The sequence below is a fragment of the Kurthia sibirica genome, assembly GCF_003143975.1.
GTDB lineage: Bacteria > Bacillota > Bacilli > Bacillales_A > Planococcaceae > Kurthia > Kurthia sibirica.
In genome coordinates this window covers 21,786-41,110 of the sequence record NZ_QFVR01000002.1, presented here as the reverse complement: position 1 = coordinate 41,110, position 19,325 = coordinate 21,786, and the positions used below count along the sequence as shown (strand labels likewise).

At 36.3% G+C, this 19,325-nt stretch carries 18 protein-coding genes; 13 read left to right on the top strand and 5 right to left on the bottom strand.

Annotated elements, in window-relative coordinates; translation table 11 throughout:
• Positions 1 to 276 precede the first annotated feature (276 nt).
• From DEX24_RS01895 to DEX24_RS01875, 5 genes are all read right to left on the bottom strand, one after another.
• Positions 277 to 705: a MarR family winged helix-turn-helix transcriptional regulator gene (locus DEX24_RS01895; protein WP_109304712.1), complete on the bottom strand. Its 429-nt coding sequence runs from the start codon at positions 703 to 705 to the stop codon at positions 277 to 279.
• 26 nt (positions 706 to 731) lie between these two features.
• Positions 732 to 1,136 carry a transcriptional regulator Spx gene (spx, locus tag DEX24_RS01890; protein WP_109304711.1) on the bottom strand — a complete coding sequence of 135 codons (405 nt, stop codon included), beginning with the start codon at positions 1,134 to 1,136 and terminating at the stop codon, positions 732 to 734.
• 252 nt (positions 1,137 to 1,388) lie between these two features.
• Positions 1,389 to 2,276 carry a YitT family protein gene (locus DEX24_RS01885; protein ID WP_109304873.1) on the bottom strand — a complete coding sequence of 296 codons (888 nt, stop codon included), beginning with the start codon at positions 2,274 to 2,276 and terminating at the stop codon, positions 1,389 to 1,391.
• Between the two features lie 452 nt (positions 2,277 to 2,728).
• The gene (locus DEX24_RS01880) at positions 2,729 to 4,303 is read right to left on the bottom strand and encodes an ABC-F family ATP-binding cassette domain-containing protein (RefSeq protein ID WP_109304710.1); all 1,575 of its coding nucleotides are present in this window, start codon (positions 4,301 to 4,303) and stop codon (positions 2,729 to 2,731) included.
• Positions 4,304 to 4,369: 66 nt separating this feature from the next.
• Positions 4,370 to 4,555, bottom strand: coding sequence for an SE1832 family protein (locus DEX24_RS01875; protein ID WP_109304709.1), 186 nt, complete (start codon positions 4,553 to 4,555; stop codon positions 4,370 to 4,372).
• Between the two features lie 331 nt (positions 4,556 to 4,886).
• Here DEX24_RS01875 and DEX24_RS01870 point away from each other — a divergent pair, with 331 nt between their 5' ends.
• From DEX24_RS01870 to DEX24_RS01815, 13 genes are all read left to right on the top strand, one after another.
• Complete coding sequence (locus DEX24_RS01870; RefSeq protein WP_109304708.1) at positions 4,887 to 5,453, top strand: NADPH-dependent FMN reductase; 567 nt, start codon at positions 4,887 to 4,889, stop codon at positions 5,451 to 5,453.
• Between the two features lie 102 nt (positions 5,454 to 5,555).
• Positions 5,556 to 5,693 (top strand): RAxF-45 family protein, encoded by a 138-nt coding sequence (locus DEX24_RS17080; RefSeq protein WP_170112803.1) that lies wholly within the window; start codon positions 5,556 to 5,558, stop codon positions 5,691 to 5,693.
• Between the two features lie 95 nt (positions 5,694 to 5,788).
• On the top strand, positions 5,789 to 7,582 hold the full coding sequence (gene abc-f, locus DEX24_RS01865; RefSeq protein ID WP_109304707.1) for a ribosomal protection-like ABC-F family protein: 1,794 nt from the start codon (positions 5,789 to 5,791) through the stop codon (positions 7,580 to 7,582).
• Between the two features lie 115 nt (positions 7,583 to 7,697).
• On the top strand, positions 7,698 to 8,069 hold the full coding sequence (locus tag DEX24_RS01860; protein WP_109304706.1) for a MerR family transcriptional regulator: 372 nt from the start codon (positions 7,698 to 7,700) through the stop codon (positions 8,067 to 8,069).
• A 6-nt stretch (positions 8,070 to 8,075) separates the two neighbouring features.
• The gene (locus DEX24_RS01855; RefSeq protein WP_109304705.1) at positions 8,076 to 9,572 is read left to right on the top strand and encodes a class I adenylate-forming enzyme family protein; all 1,497 of its coding nucleotides are present in this window, start codon (positions 8,076 to 8,078) and stop codon (positions 9,570 to 9,572) included.
• Between the two features lie 2 nt (positions 9,573 to 9,574).
• Positions 9,575 to 11,245 (top strand): acyl-CoA dehydrogenase family protein, encoded by a 1,671-nt coding sequence (locus DEX24_RS01850; protein WP_109304704.1) that lies wholly within the window; start codon positions 9,575 to 9,577, stop codon positions 11,243 to 11,245.
• Positions 11,246 to 11,391: 146 nt separating this feature from the next.
• Positions 11,392 to 13,569, top strand: coding sequence for a DNA topoisomerase III (locus DEX24_RS01845; protein WP_109304703.1), 2,178 nt, complete (start codon positions 11,392 to 11,394; stop codon positions 13,567 to 13,569).
• A gap of 390 nt (positions 13,570 to 13,959) precedes the next feature.
• Entirely contained in the window at positions 13,960 to 14,409 is a 450-nt protein-coding gene (locus tag DEX24_RS01840; protein ID WP_109304702.1) for a GNAT family N-acetyltransferase, read from the top strand.
• A gap of 298 nt (positions 14,410 to 14,707) precedes the next feature.
• The gene (locus DEX24_RS01835; RefSeq protein WP_109304701.1) at positions 14,708 to 15,208 is read left to right on the top strand and encodes a hypothetical protein; all 501 of its coding nucleotides are present in this window, start codon (positions 14,708 to 14,710) and stop codon (positions 15,206 to 15,208) included.
• Positions 15,209 to 15,223: 15 nt separating this feature from the next.
• Positions 15,224 to 15,709, top strand: a complete 486-nt coding sequence (gene ybaK / locus DEX24_RS01830) for a Cys-tRNA(Pro) deacylase (protein ID WP_109304700.1) — start codon at positions 15,224 to 15,226, stop codon at positions 15,707 to 15,709.
• Positions 15,710 to 15,783: 74 nt separating this feature from the next.
• Positions 15,784 to 16,410, top strand: coding sequence for a YczE/YyaS/YitT family protein (locus tag DEX24_RS01825; protein ID WP_109304699.1), 627 nt, complete (start codon positions 15,784 to 15,786; stop codon positions 16,408 to 16,410).
• Between the two features lie 313 nt (positions 16,411 to 16,723).
• Positions 16,724 to 17,923 (top strand): glycine C-acetyltransferase, encoded by a 1,200-nt coding sequence (locus DEX24_RS01820; RefSeq protein WP_186819589.1) that lies wholly within the window; start codon positions 16,724 to 16,726, stop codon positions 17,921 to 17,923.
• Between the two features lie 486 nt (positions 17,924 to 18,409).
• Positions 18,410 to 19,102, top strand: a complete 693-nt coding sequence (locus DEX24_RS01815; RefSeq protein WP_109304698.1) for an AIM24 family protein — start codon at positions 18,410 to 18,412, stop codon at positions 19,100 to 19,102.
• Positions 19,103 to 19,325 lie beyond the last annotated feature (223 nt).

Here is a 19,325-nt window from a genome sequence, read left to right as displayed (position 1 = left end):
TAATTGTATGACAGAACCGTTCGTATTTGGTTTTTAACAAGGCAATCATGCGTAAAAATATTTCCTATAGATCATTAAAATAATAGGCATATGAGGCTGGAACAGGCAGCTGAATGCATGTTATACAAGCTTTTTTGTTATCTATATTCGAGAGTAGCGTATCAAAATTAGGGCTGCTTGGTACTTTATTACTTATCCGCATTGCCTTCGGTAGTTAAAAATATAAAAAAAGCCCACACAAAAAGTGCAGGCTGTAATGAACATGACTGGGTTCAATTATCCTAATAGGAGTTTTGCAAATATTTTTCGTAAGGATTCGAGTTCCTCTTCTGAAAGCATACCAAACATGCGATGCACCATATGGTCGATATGGTCATAGGCATGCTCAAGCTGCTTGGCACCTTCTTCTGTAATGGCCAGCTGAAACGCACGGCGATCAGCTTCATTTTTTGTTTTTTGTATAGCGCCTGCTTTAATAAGCTTTGTCGTTAGAACCGTCACGCCACCTGTTGTTACATGTAATTTTTCAGCAAGTTCAGATGGTCGAGTTGGTCCATTGCTATCAAGAAGATCTAATAATAAAATATGTGTTTTAGATAAACCGATATTATTATGACTATTCCACTCATTTGCCCATTTACGCTCCAAAGAGGCAGCAATTTCAAAGAGGGAAGTAATACTGCGCTCTTTACCTTCGTTATTCATCGATTACTCATCTCCAAAGCTAATTATTAAAACTCATTTGATAAGCGTTGCATTTCGTACAGCTCATAAGCGCGAACTTTACGTGGGATGAAACGACGGATGTCCATTTCATTGTATCCAACTTGAAGGCGTTTATCATCAATTAAGATGGGGCTACGTAACATTTTCGGGTGATCTTTAATCACATTATAAAGTTCTTGAATAGATAGTTGATTGATATCACAATTTAAATTTTTGAAATCTTTTGAGTTTGTAGAGATAATTTCATCTGTACCATCCTCAGTCATTCCAAGAATTTTTTTGAATTCAAGTAAAGTTAATGTATCAGATGTAATACGTTTTTCAACGTAAGGGATTTCATTTTCAGTTAACCATTGTAACGCTTTTTTAGAAGAAGTGCAGCTCGTTTGTGTATAAATTATAACAGTCATGTTCATTACCTCTTTCTCTCTTGTTAATATAATTATATCTTACCAATAAGCTATTTATAAGTCAATTACATTTTTATGACAAAAAGATGAAGAAAGTGTCATAAAACAGAAATATTACACATCTGTAAGGTTTGTGTAAAGAGCCTGTAACTGTACTATTATGAAAATGAAACAGTGTGTAAAAAAGGTGAATATAGATAAAAAAGAAGCTTATTCGCAATGGAATAAGCTTCTTTTGTCAGAATAATCTTATTAATGGATGTCTTTTTTCTTGAAGTTACCACCTTGCATTTCAGTCATATTGCTGAATGCGAGGAATGCACCTGGATCAATTTCTTCTACAATTGTTTTAAGTTTTGCTTCTTCAAGGCGGTTAATAACGCAGAAAATAACGTCTTTTTGATCTTTAGAATAACCACCGCGACCATTTAAGTAAGTGACACCACGACCTAAACGGAACATGATTTTATCGCCAATAATTTCACTTTTATCACTAATAATCCAAATAGATTTGGTTTGGTTAAATCCTTCTGATACGAGATCAATCGTTTTAAATGCAATGAAGTAGGCGATTAGCGAGTACATTGCCCGATCAAAACCAAAGATAAAACCAGCACTACCTAATATGAATAAGTTCATAAATAAAATAATTTGACCTACTGAAAATGGTAGTTTTTTGTTGAATAGAATAGCGAGTGTCTCACTGCCATCCAAACAACCGCCAGCACGAATAGCGATACCTACGCCCAAACCGAGCATAATCCCACCTACTACTGTAGCAAGCAATGTATCATTTGTAATTGCGTAGCCATGAGGTATAAAGGTTGTAGCAATTGATAAAATTGCTATGCCATAAGCGACATAAATAGCGAAGCTTCGACCAATTTGTTTATAACCTAAATACAAAAAGGGCAAGTTAAAGAGGAAGAGGAATAGGCCGAGTGACATGCCAGTTAAATGGGATACCATCATTGCGATACCTGTTACGCCACCATCAATTAAGCTGTTCGGAATCAATACAAGCTCAAGTCCACAGGCCATGATGAGTGCGCCAATTGTAATAAATATGAATCGCATAATAATTTTACGAGTCTTCAATCTTTCTGGGGAAATAAATTCCGCGGGTTTTGCATTATTCATTTGTAAATACACCATCCTCCCTTTTATTGTGACGGAAAAATAACGAACGTACAAGTAAAAATCACTAGAAATTGATTTTAAAGTAAAGCGACATTACAATTTTGTAATAGTTAAAAAAGGCGTTTTTTTCGTTTGAAAAATTGAAAATACTATTTTTATTATTATTTTTCCCTATTAATTTTCATTTATTTGAAATTTTTCTATGATAGGGTTAATGAAAAAAATTATAAAAAAGGCTTGATCCCCTTTCAATTATACAAAAATTAGAATGTGAGAATCGATTTTTAAAATAACAAATTAAGGTGTTGAACATACTGTCAGAGCGTATATAATTCATTGTAACTATTCTCAAATTTACTTGAAACTAAACAACCAGTCTCCGATAAAGTATCGAAAACTGGTTGCATCATGCTTTTTATTTGAACTGAGAATACAGGATGTCCCGTCCTCTTTTATAATGAAGACTCCTCAGTTGGATGTGCTTGAGAGAACCATTCTGCAACGTCCCAAACCTTTGTTACAAGACCTTCATAAAATTCAGGTTCATGACTAACGATAATAATCGTGCCCTTGAAGGCCTTCATCGCACGTTTTAATTCATCCTTCGCATCAATGTCAAGGTGATTCGTCGGTTCATCAAATAGTAACCAGTTCGATTCTTCCATCATCAACAAACAGAGGCGTACTTTTGCTTGTTCACCACCACTTAGATGAGCCATTGGGCGTGAAATATGATCGTTTTTCAAACCAGTTTTTGCTAATAGTCGACGAATTTCTGCTTGGTCTAATGAAGGAAATGCATTCCAAACGACATCAATCGGCGTTTCGTTACCTGCTGGTACTTCTTGTTCAAAATAAGAAGGGAAAAGGAAATCACCACGAATAGACTGACCAGACAATGGCTTAATTTTACCGAGCATTGTTTTTAATAAGGTAGATTTACCGACACCATTCATACCAACAAGAGCAATTTTTTCACCACGTTCAATATCGAATGTTAATGGAGGTAAAAGAGGTTGATCATATCCAATAACTAAATCTTTTGCTTCTACTACATAGCGACTTGAACTGCGTGCTTCTTGGAAACCAAATTGTGGTTTTTGTGCAGTTTCTGGACGGTCAATACGTTCCATACGATCCAATTGCTTTTGACGTGACTTTGCACGACCGGTCGTTGAGAAACGAGCCTTGTTTTTATTGATAAATGTTTCTTGTTTTTTGATAAAATCTTGCTGTTTTTCATAAGCATCCAAATGCTGACGCTTATTCAGTTCTGCCAATTCTAAGAATTTTTCATAAGAAGCCGTATAACGTGTTAATTTCGAAAATTCTAGATGGAAAATCACACCAACAACATCATTCATAAATTCAACATCATGCGAGATTAACATAAATGCATGCGGATATTCTTTTAAATAATTTTTCAACCAGTTAATATGTTCTTCATCTAAATAGTTGGTTGGTTCATCTAATAGTAAAACTTTTGGTTTTTCCAAAAGTAATTTAGCGAGTAGCAATTTTGTACGTTGACCACCAGATAGAGCTGTGACATCACGATCTAGACCGATAACATCCAGACCTAATCCACGCGCAATATCTTCGATTTTCATATCTAGTGTATAAAAATCGCCAGCATCTAAGGCATCTTGAATATCAGCCATTTCCACTAATAAGCCTTCCAATTCTTCAGGTGTTGCTTCACCCATTTTATTGGCGATTTCATTTAGCTGCTCTTCCTTTTTATATAATGGAAGGAAGGCATCACTTAATGTGTCATACATCGTACGACCTGGTGTTAGAATAGCATGTTGGTCTAAGTAACCGTAATGAGTATGTGGTAACCATTCAACACGTCCTGTATCATGAATTTGTTGACCAGTAATAATACTCATCATCGTAGATTTACCGACACCATTTGCACCGACTAAACCAACATGTTCACCTTCTACAATACGGAATGAAACATCTTTAAATAGTTCGCGGTCACCGAATGAATGACCTAATTTATCAATTGTTAATATTGCCATAAATAATTATTTCCTCCTGGTAAAAACGAGGGCCATCTCAAAAAAATCAAGACAGCCCATTGCTTTTTAAAATTGTGCTAATTGTTCGTTTAACGCTTTTAGCTGTTCTTCCATATCTTTCAGACGACTCTCAGCTTTTTCAATCATTCCAGCATGGCCGGTAGATTCTAATTTTTCTATATCCCCTTGATGACGGATATAATCGCTTTTTAATTCAAGAATTTGGTACTCAATATCAGATTTTGTAGCCATTAAAATTCTCCTTTATTTGAAAATGCACCAGCATTTATTTTTAAACTTCATAAAAAACATTGTAACATAGGACAGCTTTTCGAGAAAGAATGTAATGCGTTAAAAAACAGCAGAGCTTCTCTGTTTGTTTACATGTAGAAAATCATGCATCAAGAATCTTTCTACTATAGAAACTTTATGGATCCGTAAAGGAAGACGTAAATTAGCTTAAAAGGGTAGATTAACAAGAACGATAGTTCATTCATTAGTCTGAATTATGGTTAAACTACTAGTTGGACAAGAATCTATTTTGATACAATAGAATTACGGAAAATAATTGGAGGGTCAGCATATGAAAATTCTATTAGTAGACGGTACAGTATTAGGCTCAAAAACAGGTGCCATTCTAGTTGAAATAAAAAAATATATAGAAAAAATCGATGAAAATTTTGATATGGAGATTCTAACATTTGCAAACTACGAGCATCAAATTGTTGATGGTCGCCCGTTTGATCAATATAATACAGGTATGCAAGAGATGGTAACGAAATTGGAGCAAGCGGATGGTTATATTTTCGCAACGCCCATTTTTCAAGGATCGATTCCCGGTGTTTTAAAAAATGCTTTTGATTTTTTAAATCCTAAAGCATTACGCTATAAACCGGTGTCAATCGTCGCAAATGGTGGAACACATCAACATCATTTAGTAGTCGAAAATCAATTCAAGCCAATTTTGGATTACTTTAGAGCGCTTGTCACACCAAACTATGTTTATACACATGCTGACCATTTTGATGAAAATAATATGATAATTGATCCGAATGTACATGAACGTTTGCAAGAACTTGCACGTGTTTTTGTGAAATATTGTGAATTAAGTGCCACTTTATCGAAAACACCTATTGATCAACACGAATAAGGTTGAAGCTCCCCTGGAAATAAGGGGAGCTTTTTAGATAGTCGCCCTTTTTATAAAACCATGCTATACTCTTATTAATTAATTTGAGCGGAGGTGAAGAGAATGATGAAATCAACTATTGAGACATGTGTACAACTAGATACTGCAATGTACTATGCACGTGTCATTACATTTGATTTTGATGCAAAAGGGATAACTATGTCTTTTTTTAACAACATCAAAAAATCAAACAATAGCTGATTAACCATTCCTTCATAACATATTATGTAGAGGTTTGCTCGTTAATTGAGCAAGCCTCTTTTTGTTTTCAGCTATTTATACGGAGGATACTAATTATGTATATTAAAGCAGAAGCAATCAGTAAAAATTTCGGTGGTAGTACGCTTTTCGAAAAAATGACCGTTGATATTCATGCAGGGAATCATGTAGCGATCGTCGGTAATAACGGCTGTGGTAAAACAACATTATTAAAAATATTCGCAGGAGAAGAGGTTGCGGATGCGGGACGCATTATTAAACAGAAAGATAGTGTGATTGGTTTTCTACATCAAATCCCTTATTATCCACAGTGGAAGGTTTCAGATGTATTATATGAAGCGTTTCAGTCAATTACGGCACTTCAGCAACAGATGACAGCATTGGAACAACAGATGGCAACAACATCAGATTTAGATAAATTACTCGTGAAATATGGTGAATTACAGGAATTATTTGAGGCGCAGGATGGCTATGCACTAGCTTCAAAAGTAGCGAGTATTGCCAATGGTTTAGGGATTGCCTCATTAGTTGATGAATCATTTGAACAATTAAGTGGTGGTGAAAAAACGAAGGTGACACTCGGCAAAATCCTGCTACAAGAGCCGGATATTTTATTGCTGGATGAACCAACAAATCATCTAGATTTACAAGCAATTGAATGGCTAGAAAACTATATAAAACAATTTAAAGGTACTGTGGTAATCGTGTCGCATGATCGACAATTTATGAATCAGGCAGTGGATAAAATCATTGAAATAGAAGATGGTCAAGCATGGGTCAGTCACGGGAATTATGATCATTTTTTACAGGAAAAAGAAGATAAGTTCACGCGTGAATTTGCACAATATGAAGAACAGCAAAAAAAGATTAAAAAAATGCGCGACTCGATTCGTCGCTTGAGACAATGGGCTAATGAAGCTTCACCACCCAATCCAGATTTATTCCGCAAGGCAAAAACGATGGAGCGTATGTTAGAACGTTTGGAAAAAGTTAAAAAACCAACAGTTCAAAAAAAGATGAATTTACAATTGGAAGCTGCCGGTCGAAGTGGTAAAGAGGTCGCACAGTTTAAAGCTGTGAATAAATCATATGAGCGCCCACTATTGGAAAATATTAATTTCACTTTATACTGGCAACAAAGTTTAGCGATAATTGGTGCAAACGGTGCAGGTAAATCGACGATTATAAAGATGCTTTTGGGTGAAGAATGCCCTGATGCTGGAACGATCCAAATCGGCAGTTCAGTGAAAATTGGTTATTTAGCACAGCATATGATTCAGGCGGATTCAGAAGCGCGTCTCATCGATGTTTTTCGCGAGGAGATCATGATGACGGAACCCGAAGCACGTCATATTCTAGCACAATTCTTATTTTATGGGCATGATGTCTATAAAAAAGTGAAAAATATGAGTGGTGGGGAAAGAATGCGTCTCAAACTGGCACAATTTATGCAACAAGATATTAATTTACTGGTGTTAGATGAACCAACAAATCATTTGGATATCGAATCACGAGAAGTATTAGAAGACAATTTAGAGCAGTTTGAAGGGACGATTATTGCCATCAGTCATGACCGTTATTTTTTAGAAAAATTATTTGGGCGTATTGCATGGCTCGAGTTTAACACGATGACAATTCATGAAGGAAATTATGATTGGGCCAAAGAGAAACAGGCGATAGTACGTGAAGCAATCGAAGAACAAAATAGACTAAGTCAACTCCAAACTAACGAAATAAAAGAACAGCAAACAAGAAGCTATACAATAGAAGAGAAAATTGAGAGAATAGAGAAGAAAATGGCAATAACCACAACGTTAGAAGAACTTGATCGTTTAGAAAAACAACTTGAGCAACTATACGATTGCTTATAATAAGCCTGGAAATGCAGCATGAAGCCAACATTATTGACTTCATGCTTTTTTGTTGAAGTTTACGTTAACGTCAATGATACACTGCATATGAAAGGCTCTTTAGGGGGTAAAATTCATGTATTCAATTACGGAGCTTGCAAAGGAATTTGATATGACGACACGCACAATTCGCTATTATGAGGAGCTAGGTATGCTCAATCCACAGCGTACGGCTTCCGGACAACGTGTTTTTTCAAAAGTAGATCGCTCAAAGATGAAGCTCATTTTACGCGGCAAACGATTAGGTTTTTCATTGAAAGACATCAAAGAGATGGTCATGTTGTTTGATACGGATTCAACTGGCCAGCAACAATTAAAAACGACACTTATTTTTGGCGAAAAAAAACTGCAAGAAATTGATGATCAAGTAGCGAATCTTTTATTGCTAAAGAAAGAAATAGAAGAATTCCAGCGTCAATTCACAGAACAATTAAATAATAGGGGGTAGTTGTCAATGAATATTTCAACATTGATTGCACATAATGCGTTTAAGTATCCAATGAAGGAAGCGGTAGTCGACCCGTATAAAAGATACAGCTATAAACAATTGAATGACAAAGTAAATCGCTTTGCATCGCAATTAGTAGCACAAGGTTTTTCAAAAGGCAGCAAAATAATCATCTTTATGCCAAATGTCGTAGATTTTGCAGTTGTCTATTTTGCTATACAACGAATTGGTGCAATCGTTGTCCCAGTTAACGCCAAATTTACACAACCAGAAATTGAATTCATTATCGATCATGCGGGTGCAGATGCATTGATTGCACATGAGCTATTATTTGAGCAAGTGAAGGGATTGTCGTCAAGGATTACTTTGATCAAAACAGGGGCCGCTGTTGAAGGATGGCTCTCTTTAGAACAAATGATTGATGCGGGAGATGACATGTCGATTACTTGTGACTTAAAAGAAGATGATGAATCGACCATTCTGTATACATCAGGTACGACAGGTGACCCAAAAGGTGTGCTATTTAGCAATCGCAACATTCTAACGGTTGCGACTATGATCGCTGTAGAAATGGAAGTAAAGCCTGAAAGTCGCATATTACTTATGATGCCACTGAGCCACTCAGCACCATTGCATTTATTTTTCATAGCGGGTTGTTTTGTGGGTGCTACAAATGTTCTCGTACCAACATTTACACCAGATTTATTGATAGATATTGTTGAACGTGAGAAAACAACTCATTTCTTTGGTGCACCAGTCGCCTACCTACTAACAGCAAAACATCCACAAATTGGCATGCGCGATTTATCTTCGATGAAGTGGTGGGTGTACGGTGGAGCCCCATTGTCAGCAGATGAAGTGACAATGATTCAACAGGCATTTAAAACAAATCGTCTTACATGTGTGTATGGCTTGACGGAAGCAGGTCCGAGCGGTTCTCTACTATTTGCCGAGGAACATGGAGAAAAAACGGGCAGTATTGGTAAACGTTCACCATTGCATACGGAACTACGGATTATTCGTGAAGATGGTGAAGATGTCGCAATAGGTGAAGTAGGAGAGATTATTTTACGTGGTGAAGGTAATATGATTGGTTATTACAATAATCCACAGGCTACGGAAGAAGTATTTTTTGGAGATTGGGTTCGATCTGGTGATTTAGCTCGTTTTGATGATGATGGTTATATTTGGATTGTCGATCGCAAAAAAGACGTTATTATTTCAGGAGGCGTAACCATTTATCCGAAGGAAGTAGAGGATGCATTACTACTTTATCCATCGTTACAGGAAGTCGCGATTATCGGCCTACCACATCCAGAGTGGGGAGAGACAATTGTTGCCTATTTTGCCGCTACAGAAAGAATTGCCATTGAGCAGTTAAAAGAATTTTTAGCACAACGTTTAGCGGCTTATAAAATACCAAAAATCTTCGAACAAATGGAAGCGCTACCAAGGAATGCTTCTGGAAAAATATTAAAACGTCAATTAAAAATGGAGGAATAAACATGGTAAAAGTATTGCAAGAGCAGCCAGTTAAAAATAGGAATTTCTTTTTAGGGGATGACACACTTGCGCTTATTTTACGACAAAACCTACCAACTTCATTTCATCGTTATGCAGAAGAGGCGTTGAAGAATTTTGGAGAACGAGTTGCGACGGATATTGATGTTAGGGCGGCGTACACTGATCGTGAAGGGCGACCAAAATTAGTGGTTTACGATAAGTTCGGTGAAGAAATTAGTGAAGTTTGGACGAATGAAGGCTACCAAGCAACAGTAAAGGAAACCTATGATACGGGCATTGTTGGCTATTTGCATAAAAATATACCGGAACTTGGTCATCGCGGAAATTATATGTATAGCTTTGCACAAGGCTATTTGTTGTCGCAAGCAGAGCCTGGTTTTTACTGTCCTGTTACGTTGTCAATGGCGACAGGTTTTTTACTCGAGCACTATGCTAGTGAAGAATTAAAACAACGCTTTTTAGTGCCAGTTAGCTCTACTGGAGAGGGCGTACATTTTGAAGGGGCTACATTTTTAACCGAACGACAAGGTGGTTCAGATGTTGGAGCCAATGTTGTTGAAGCTATTTTTGATCAAGGTAACTATCGTTTATACGGTGAAAAATACTTTGCTTCTAATGCAGGTATGGCAGGTGTTGCCATGGTATTAGCTCGAATGAAAGGCGCAGAAAAAGGCTCTCGTGGTCTAACATTATTTGCTGTTCCTTGGAGAAAAAAAGACGGCACTTTAAATAATTTGCGCATTCGTAAACTAAAAGATAAGCTCGGTGTCATTGCAGTCCCTTCAGGAGAAGTAGAATTTAACGGAGCTGAAGCATTTGTAGTCGGCGATGCAAGTAAGGGGTTTTATTATATGATGGAGGCGTTAAATTTATCGCGTGTATGTAATGCAATCGCTTCCCTGGGTATTATGCGTAGAGCTTTTGTGGAAGCACGTGAATATGCTTCCTTGCGTCATGCCTTCGGTAAAAAATTAACTGATTTCCCAATGGTTAAGGATTCTCTTGGTAAAATGGCAGCTGTTTTACATGTTGAAGTAGCTACTACTTTTGATTTTATAAAACAATATGACAAAATAATAGATGGAGCAACACCACAAGAGTTGCTTTTGAATCGTCTAAATATTGCTATCTTGAAAAAAGAAACAGCGGATCAAGCAATTCATTTTGCGCATGAAGCAATTGAAATGCATGGTGGAAATGGCTATATGGAAGAATTTGTGACATCTCGTTTATTGAGAGATGCTCAAGTATTACCTGTATGGGAAGGTACAGCAAATATTCTTGGACTTGAAATTGTACGTCTGGTAAAAAAACATGCCGCACATGAATTGTTTATAACATTCTTATCACGTCGACTTGACCAGTTACAAACCGATTCATTACAAACTATTGTCGTAGATCAACTGGCAATTTTAGAAGAACAACTACATCTTTATGCAAGTTTATCGGAAGAAATGCTAACATTTGAAGCAAAAGCAATGGCGAAAAAAATGGCACTATTGTATGAGGCAGTTGTTGCAGTCGAATGGGCTCAACAGTATGGAGGACGATATGAAAAGTTAGCACAAGTATATATCGAGGAACGTTTTAATTTACGTAAATTAGGTGATGATATGACAACGGTACGTTATTTTGATGATTTAATACAATAAAGTGTAGGATAAAACAGTCGTTATTTTTATGATGGCTGTTTTTATATTGACAATCTATTCTCTTTTAATTCAATTATTCGAGCGCATCATTCTATTCTTGGTCTTTTTTCCGTTATAATAGAACGAGTAGCGAGAGGAGCGGGAATATGTCAAAATCATTAGTATTAGCTGAAAAACCATCGGTAGCACGCGATATCGCGAGAGTGCTCAACTGCAATAAAAAGGGTAATGGTTTTTTAGAAGGGGATCAATATGTTGTCACTTGGGCATTAGGTCATCTAGTAACACATGCAGATCCAGAGCAGTACAATCAAAGTTACAAGGAATGGAAAATGGAGGATTTACCGATCATTCCTCAGCCATTTAAACTTGTACCGATTCGTCAAACAACAAAGCAGTTTAATGCTGTAAAAACACAATTAAATCGCCATGATATTACGAATATTATTATTGCGACAGATGCAGGACGTGAAGGAGAATTGGTGGCACGGTGGATTCTCCTTCAAGCAAAATCAAAAAAACCAATTAAACGTTTATGGATTTCTTCTGTAACAGATAAAGCTATTAAAGATGGCTTCAATAATTTAAAAGATGGTCGTCAATACGAGCATTTATTTGAAGCGGCGGTAGCGCGTGCTGAAGCGGACTGGGTAGTTGGCATTAACGCAACACGTGCACTAACTGTAAAACACAATGCACAATTATCAACAGGTCGTGTTCAAACGCCGACGTTAGCAATGATTGCCAATCGTGAAGAGCAAATTAAACATTTCACACCAAAAACTTTTTATGGGCTACAAGCTCTTACAAATGATGCAACTTTTATTTGGCAAGAAAAAGGGACAAACCAAACACAATCATTTAATAAAGAGAAAATCGAGGCTATTTTAAAGCAATTAGACACGCAAAAAACAGCGAAGGTAGTCGATGTTAAAACGACACCAAAACGTCAATCAGCACCGTCACTATTCGATTTGACAGAACTTCAAAAAGAAGGACATAAACGTTGGGGTTGGTCTGCAAAAGAAACATTATCAACATTGCAAACCCTGTATGAGCGTTATAAAATCGTCACATATCCACGTACAGATTCAAAACATTTAACAACGGATATGGCGAGTACTTTAGCAGAGCGTATTAAAGCTTCGGCGGTTGGAGACAATCGTGCGGCAGCCAATAAATTAATCCGTAATGGTCAAACCGTCGCTCAAAAAGGTGTTATAAATGATGCATTAGTGTCTGATCATCATGCTATTATCCCAACAGAGGAAGCGGTTGATTTACGTGCTTTATCAGATAAAGAGTATAAATTATATGATCTGATTACCAAACGCTTTTTAGCTGTATTCCATAAACCATACCAATATGATCAAACGATTGTCACATTACAAGTTGGGAATGAACAATTTACGACAAAAGGAAATGTAGTTGTAGATGAAGGATGGAAGGCGGTATACCTGCAAGAAGATGAAGAATCCAAAGTTCACGCGATTCCTACTTTCACAAAAGGTGAATCAATTACTTTACGTGCAATTGCTATGACACAGGGAGATACAAAGCCACCAACTCGTTTTAACGAAGGAACATTGCTTGCAGCGATGGAAAATCCAAGTGCATTTATGGCAGATGAATCAAAAGAATTAGTAAAAACATTAAAAGAAACAGGCGGAATCGGTACGGTGGCAACACGTGCAGATATTATCGAAAAATTATTTAAATCATTTGTTATTGAGAAAAAAGGCAAAGATTTATTTATGACATCAAAAGGTCGTCAATTGCTTGAATTAGCACCAGCAGACTTAAAATCACCCGCGTTGACAGCAGAGTGGGAAACTGAACTCAATAAAATTGCGACAGGTCGTGCAAAAAAAGCAGACTTCATCAATAAGATGATTGCTTTTACACAAAAATCTATTTCTGATATTAAGAAAAGTGACCAAAAATTCAAGCATGATAATTTATCAGGTAAAAGTTGTTCAGAATGTGGCAAACCGATGCTTGAAGTAAACGGTAAACGTGGGAAAATGCTCGTTTGTTCAGATCGTGAATGTGGCAATCGAAAAAAAATCTCTACAGTTACCAATGCGCGTTGTCCAGTTTGTCATAAAAAATTAGAATTACGTGGTGAAGGCGATGGTCGCATATTCGCATGTAAATGTGGGCATCGTGAAAAATTATCTGCTTTCGAAAAACGTCGTAAAGAATCAGGCAATAAAAAAGTATCTAAAGGCGATGTAAATAAATACATGAAAAAACAAGAAGAACCAGAAAATACAGCAATGGCAGATGCCCTAGCAAAACTTTTTGGCAATAAAGATTCGTAAGAACAAGAATAGCATGACAAACAAAGCCTCGAATAGTCGACACTTTAGAAAAAAGTGTCCCATTTGGGGCTTTTTTATTGTCCTACACAGGAACGACTACGAGCAACTTAGGACAAAGAGCATGATTGTAGATGAACAGTCATCTATTCACCTTTAGCGTAATGATTTGATCAAAAAAATAGTAGAGGAAAGATTGTTCAGAAATCATCAAAATAGGAAGAGTTGTACAAACCTCTACCATTTCTTATGATCGGGTCCACAAAAAACCCATTCAAAGTAAGCGTGCCAGTATGATATTGTAATCTTTATACGTAATCAGATGAATTATTTGTTATATAATGTAATCAATGTAAAAATAATAGATAGTAGTTAAAAGAAAGGGTGCTGATTATGCATTATCGTCAAGCGACAATGGAAGATATTGAACAACTATGTGAATTACGTAAAAAGCAATTAATCGATGAAGGGGGCGTAGCAAATCGTTTGATTGATGACGAATTAAGACAGTTTTTTACGTCAAAAATGCAAGATCATGATTTGATTCAAATTTTATTGGAGGATGAAGGTCGAATCGTTGCTTGTGGTGCATTGGTATTCTATGAATTTCCACCATCATTCTCCAGTGGCTCAAGTATCAAAGGCTATGTCACCAATATGTATACAGAACCAAATTATCGCAAGCGTGGTATTGCGACAACACTTTTAGAAAAATTAGTGGAAGTAGCGAAAGCACGACAAGTCAATCAACTATGGTTAGGTGCATCGGAATTAGGAAAGCCTGTCTATAAAAAATTTGGCTTTCAAGAAAGTGATGTATGGATGGACTATATAATAGAATAAGTATTGGGAAATTCGTATGGTTGTTCAAGCTGTACAGAAAAATGAACAAGAGCTAAACATTTAGCAATATAAGCCGATTTAATCTAAAAGTATTCGGATGTTTTGTTGTGATATGAAAATCAAATTGGTATTAAATTAATACGGATATATAGTTACTAATGCTGGATTTATATGATGTCTTTGGTTCTATTTATTCATGTGTAATTTTTAGTTGACCTGTGTAATTCGTTGGTGTTAAAGGCATGGCAGACATGGTAAAATTATTTTACCTATAAGCGTAGTGAAAAGGAGGGATTAAATGAAATTAGCAGCATTATTAAATAATCGTTTTACAGAAGTGGAAGCTCGAAAGAAATTAGTAACATCAAAAAGTGCTGATGATGCATACCGTAAAAATGCAAAGTATTTTACACCAACGCAAAATCCAGCTATTGAACAGTTAATGGATTTACTGACAGGTAAAAAAGAACTTGAAAACCAGCCAGAGATTCAACAATCAATTGATCAACTAAAGCAAGATGCAGTCAATGAGCAACTTCAATTAGATGTGGATCATCAAATATATAGTAAACAAAAGGGTGGAGCGACACCGGTACAATTAATGTTAAATAGCAATGTTTCAGTACATCTCCTCCCGGAAACAGGTCTTCCGCATGCACCTATTTTTGATGTGAAAAATGCGAAACAAATGGCGAAAGAACGTTTGACTGAAAAAGCAATTGCCACATATACATTTCAAATGACGATGGCAAAAGGCGGCTTTAAAATTTTACAGCCTATGATTTATCGCACAGCATAGGAATGGAGTTTTATGATGGCAAAAAAAATTCAAAAGACAAATGCAGTACGGCTATTGGAACAAAAAAAAATACCGTTCTCTTTAAAAGAATATACAGTTGATGAAGCACATTTAGATGGCGTAACAGCAGCACAGGAAATTGGTGAAGCTGTTGAGAAAGTCTTTAAAACACTTGTTGCGATCACCGGGAAAAATCAACTATATGTTTTTGTCATACCCGTAGCATGTGAGCTTGATTTAAAAGCAGCAGCAAAATTTGTTGGTGAAAAGAAAATAGATATGCTTCATGTGAAAGATTTACTACCAACTACAGGTTATATTCGTGGTGGTTGCTCACCAATCGGCATGAAAAAACAATTTCCGACAGTTATTGACGACACGGCACAACAACAAGATGAACTATTTATTAGTGCAGGTAAGAGAGGCATGCAAATTCTTATCGCACCACAGCATTTAGCCCATATAACGAATGCTACATTTGGTTCAATAACTTGTGATTAATGCATATCATTTGTTACAATGTAGTTTGTGCGAAAAACCTCATATAAATGAGGTTTTTTTTGGGGGGAAAAAATATGAAAGATCATCTTGTTTTACGTTGGACATTTTTTGTTACAGGTTTAGCGGTTTTAGCTTTTGGTGTTGCATTAACGATTAAAGGTCAGCGTTATGGAGTCGGTTCATGGGATGTGCTTCATGTGGGACTATTTAATACATTTGGATTAACCATCGGTATGTGGTCGATTATCATTGGCCTCATCATCATTATTATTAGCGCACTTGTCTTACGTACGCTTCCGAAAATAGGAACGATTGCCAATATGTTATTAACCGGCACATTCATCGATATTTTTAATGCGTTAATACCTGAAGTACATACAGCAAGCATACAGTTACTCTATTTTGTACTTGGTGTTATTATTTTAGGTATAGGCGATGCTATTTATATTGCGGCTGGATTGGGAGCAGGTCCACGTGATAGTTTAATGCTGATTGCGGTAGATAAGATGAAGCTAAGCATCACTGTCGCCAGAACAGGAATGGAATTTTTTGTTGCAGTTGCTGGTTATTTAATCGGAGGACCGATTGGTCTCGGTACAGTCATTATGGTATTCGCACTTGGACCAGTCATTCAAATTGCGATGAAATATAGTTTGTTAGCCTTCGATTATTTTGCATCAGCAACGGCTAAAAAAGCATAATCATAAAGCCCAATTCTTTGTATAGCCTACAAAGAATTGGGCTTTTAAACTATTAGCTAATCTAAATCACTCTATTTTTTGAAATGTTCATGTTCAGTTGTTGTGGCTGACATCAAACTTATTTTTCTCGAATTATTCCATGTCAATTGGACAGTTGTTTTTATTAGACAGATAAAAATAGACAGTTGTTCTTTGTGGAAATACAATGCTGAAAAAAAGCTGTAAAACCAATAGTATCAATGGTTTGTCTGTCTTTGTCGAGTGTGAAAAAATCTTTATTATGCTACAATATATGTATTATGCAGTGGAAGGAATGATTCAATTGTCTAAAGCATTACATTCATTTTTAGAAGAAAATTTAAAAGAGCTTCGCGATCAAGGATTATACAATGAAATTGAACCTGTAGAAGGTCCAAATGGTCCCATTATAAAAATTAAAGGTAAAAATCTTATTAATCTTTCAGCGAATAACTATCTTGGATTAGCAACGAATGCACAACTAAAAGAAGTAGCTAAACAAACAATTGATGTCTATGGCGTTGGTGCCGGTGCAGTTCGTACAATTAATGGTACACTCGATCTTCATGTGAAATTAGAGGAGAAATTAGCAGAATTCAAAGGTACAGAAGCTGCGATTTCGTATCAATCGGGTTTCAATTGTAATATGGCTGCAATTTCAGCTGTCATGGATAAAAATGATGCTATTTTATCGGATGCATTGAATCATGCTTCAATTATTGATGGTTGTCGCTTATCCAAAGCTAAAATAATTGCTTTTAATCACTCGGATATGACGGATCTTCGTAACAAAGCACAAGCTGCAGTAGAATCGGGTCTTTACAAAAAAATTATGGTGATTACAGATGGCGTATTTTCAATGGATGGTGATATTGCAAAACTTCCTGAAATTGTGGAAATAGCAAAAGAATTTGACCTAATCACATATGTTGATGATGCCCATGGTTCAGGTGTTACAGGTAAAGGGATGGGTACAGTCAAACATTTTGGATTACAGAATGATATTGATTTCCAAATGGGTACTTTATCGAAAGCAATTGGTGTTGTTGGCGGTTATGTTGCGGGTAAACAAAATATGATTGACTGGCTGAAAGTGCGATCTCGTCCATTCTTATTCTCGACAGCATTACCACCTGCAGATGTAGCTGCTATTACAGCGGCGCTTCAAATGTTGATTGATTCAACAGAACTTCACGATCAGTTATGGGAAAATGGCGATTATTTAAAAGCTGGTTTAAAAAAATTAGGCTTTAATATTGGCAATTCCGAAACACCGATTACACCATGTATAATTGGAGAAGAAAAATTGACACAGCAATTTTCTCGCCGTTTATTAGAAGAAGGTGTATATGCTAAGTCAATCGTCTTCCCAACTGTTCAAAAAGGAACGGGGCGTGTACGCAATATGCCATCAGCAGCACATACGCAAGCGATGTTAGATGATGCACTTGTTATTTATGAAAAAGTTGGGAAAGAACTAGGTATTATTAATTAATAAAGAGGATTGCGCATACGTATAAAAACATGGCCATATTTGAGCGTAAAAAAATAGCTCTGTGTCAAATGTTGGGGTGAATGAAATTGGATTTTCAATTTCATTCACCTTTTTCATTTAGCCCAGATGTAAACCAACTTCTTTATACTTGAATGTTAGTAAGATCTTCGCTCTAAATCGTTCAAACCATTTTATGTGCTTTTTTCTGTCTATTTTTAGGTATGTTCATCATGATTAAAAGAAATGGCGAGGACTCCTGCAGAAAAACAAGTAGTAAGCAATCCTTTATTTTCACCTACGATGAAAATAAATAGTGCGTTACTTGTCGGCGGAAAGCTCTCGCTATTTCTAATTGTCTAAAACATGAATTGTTTTAATACCCCAACATATATAATAGAGCCAAAAAAACCGAAATTGCGCTGTGGCGCGGTTTCGGTTTTTTGTTATTAAAATGGTATAATGTAAAAAACTGTAGGAGGGAATTTGATGAGTAATTATTCGTTGGACGACTTTTTAAAAGAGACACAGGAAGATGCAACAAAAAATTCGTTTTTTGAATTGGAAACAGAGCGTGTTTTAGAAGTGAATTTGGATGGTCAGGTTTGGGCAAAGATGGGCTCCATGATTTCTTATACAGGTAATATTAAATTTGAACGTGAAAAAGTGTTAGAGCATGGTCTCGGGAAAATGTTTAAAAAAGCATTCACTGGAGAGGGTACCGCATTAATGAAAGCTACTGGTGAAGGGAAGTTATACTTGGCAGATCAAGGTAAAAAAATTGTTATTTTTGATTTGGAGCAAGATTCAATTTCAGTCAATGGCAATAATTTACTTGCTTTTGAACCATCAGTAAACTGGGATATTCGCTTGATGCGTAAAATGGCTGGCATCGCTTCTGGTGGTTTGTTTAATGTACTATTAGATGGTCAAGGTAAAGTGGCCATCACAACACATTTTGAGCCATTAACGATTAGAGTGACATCGGAGAATCCTATTTTAACGGATCCAAATGCTACGGTAGCGTGGTCAGGTAATTTAAAACCAGAATTTAAAACGGATATCAGCTTACGAACATTTATCGGTCGTGGTAGTGGTGAATCCATTCAAATGGAGTTTTCAGGTGAAGGTTTTGTCATCGTGCAACCATTTGAAGAAGTGTATAGAACAACAGGAGGTTAAACCGAACTAGGTTTTTATCATAATTTCATATAAGTACTGCTGCCCCTTTAGGTGAGACACAACAAAAAAGCTCTACAAAGAATACAGGTAGTAACAATCTAAATAACCAGTTTTCGATTAATTATCGAAAACTGGTTATTTTTTAGATTGTCGAATAATAGGCGATTGCATTATTATGCTGGACTATATCTGTCTATTAATTGCTGTTTACTGCTGCATTTGT